We start from the raw sequence: 1,836 nt of genomic DNA on the forward strand, positions 1-1,836 counted from the left end.
GTTCGATACGAATAAATCTCAGTATCGTATTCATCGGTTAAGGCTTCATCTTCCATCACTTCAAGGGCATCGTTGAGCTTTTGGATTTTTCTTTCGACTAATTCGAGATGTTCTAGCACCTGTGTTCGTTCACGCTGCAATCGGTCAATTTTTGCCTTAATTTGGCTAAAGTAGATTTTATTTCCCATTACATTATCAGCCTTTCTGCTTGTCTATGATTACCCTGCCAATAGCCTTGCCAGTCTGTTGTATTGTCGGTAGCAAGACATTGCCCGAGTGTGCTGTTAAATAGGTTCAGATTATCTACGCGGCGATTATCTTCCCGATAAGCACATTCGTTGGCATAGTTATCAAGATACTTATTGCTGATTTTATGATGTGTGCCAATAATCATACGCTTAAAGCGACTGAAATAGCTTTCTGCAAGATTGTTAGTGATACCTTCATCACTGCGATACTCTTTTTGATGGTTCACACGGCGTAAATCGTAGTGAATCATCAATTCGTCATAAGCGGAGTTTTCGTCTGCGTGAATACGACTGCCTGCCTTAATATAGCTTGTTGCCAGTTTATTCACGACTTGGCTATTTTCCGATAAAATCGGAAAGGTTAAGGTTTTCTTTGCGCCCACTAAATACGGGTTTTCTGCGGTTTCTTCTTCGGTATAACGGCTTCGCATCACCAAAATTGACCGTTTATTCGGATTAGCATTTTCTTTCAACCGTCTATCAACGCGTTCACTTTTCTTATTTTTAGGACGTGGGGCAGAATGAACATAAGTGCCGTCGATATGAATTTCACCTGAAAGCGGAAACAACTGTTTCTGAATTTGTAGGCTTTCACGGATTTTGTGGGCGAGCGTAAAAGCCGTCTTGTATTGCACGTTTAAATCACGCGAGAGTTGGCAAGCAGACAAGCCTTTAGCAGCATTAACGAATAAGGCAATGGCATAAAGGTAAGTCTGAATCGGTAGCTTACGATTAGCCAAAATCGTGCCTGATGTAACGCTAAAGGTATGGTTGCAATGTTTACACCGCCATTGATTACGACTGGCAATGCGATAAGCAATATGCTGCACACCGCACTTTGGACACACCACATTTTCCTCACTCCCCCAACGAATTTGGCATAGCAATGCCCGAGCTTCGCTATCAGATAGCTGTGCCATCTTGATAGGCGAAAGCGTGCGGGCTTTGCTGCTGAGAAGAAAATTCTGGGTCATAGTATTGAGGTCACACCTTTATTAAACTAATATATGAAATATTATTCATATTGATTGTGCATAAGGTATCACAATCATTCACTTTTTTCAATAGGAATGTGAAATAATGTGCATATCAGAACGTTTAAAGCAGGTCTTAGATGCTAAAAATATGACTGTTACTGAATTTTCTAACGTAACAGGGATCTCGTATCGTTCCGCAATGAATTACTTAAATGAAGGGCGTGATCCGAATGTGGATGCCTTAGTGAAGATTCATAAAGGGCTTGAAATTAGTATAACTTGGCTGCTCACAGGAAATGGATCAATGTTTCAAGCAGCAACTCAAGAAAGTTCGATTTCAGCACAAGAAGAAAAATTGATTGCAGACTACCGCTCAATGCCTGAAAACCTAAAAGATGCTTTCTCAATTTCTTTCAAAGAAATTTCTAATAAACAATAAATATTTAACTTGATATTAACTCAATAAGGAACAAAAAATGTCCCTACAAGCCTACAAGCCTACAAGCCTACAAGCCTACAAGTATAAAATAATAGAAGTCTAAAAGATTAAAAGATATTATGAAAATAAGGATAGAAATAAAAATATTTAAAAAGAAAAAAATATGAAATAT

At 38.6% G+C, this 1,836-nt stretch carries 2 protein-coding genes and 1 pseudogene; 1 reads left to right on the forward strand and 2 read right to left on the reverse strand.

The annotated features are described in order from the left end of the window. Positions 1 to 188: pseudogene (locus DK415_RS09410) on the reverse strand (DNA repair protein); the annotation flags it as partial. Next, on the reverse strand, positions 188 to 1,222 hold the full coding sequence (locus DK415_RS09415) for an IS1595 family transposase (RefSeq protein WP_109433408.1): 1,035 nt from the start codon (positions 1,220 to 1,222) through the stop codon (positions 188 to 190). The pseudogene DK415_RS09410 and the gene DK415_RS09415, both read right to left, overlap by 1 nt. A 106-nt stretch (positions 1,223 to 1,328) precedes the next feature. Here DK415_RS09415 and DK415_RS09420 point away from each other — a divergent pair, with 106 nt between their 5' ends. After that, a complete protein-coding gene (locus DK415_RS09420) occupies positions 1,329 to 1,664 on the forward strand; it encodes a helix-turn-helix domain-containing protein (RefSeq protein ID WP_005621753.1) in 336 nt (111 codons plus the stop codon). Positions 1,665 to 1,836: the final 172 nt, after the last annotated feature.

Origin of the sequence: Aggregatibacter segnis (assembly GCF_003130075.1) — a bacterium.
In the GTDB taxonomy this organism is placed as follows: domain Bacteria; phylum Pseudomonadota; class Gammaproteobacteria; order Enterobacterales; family Pasteurellaceae; genus Aggregatibacter; species Aggregatibacter segnis_A.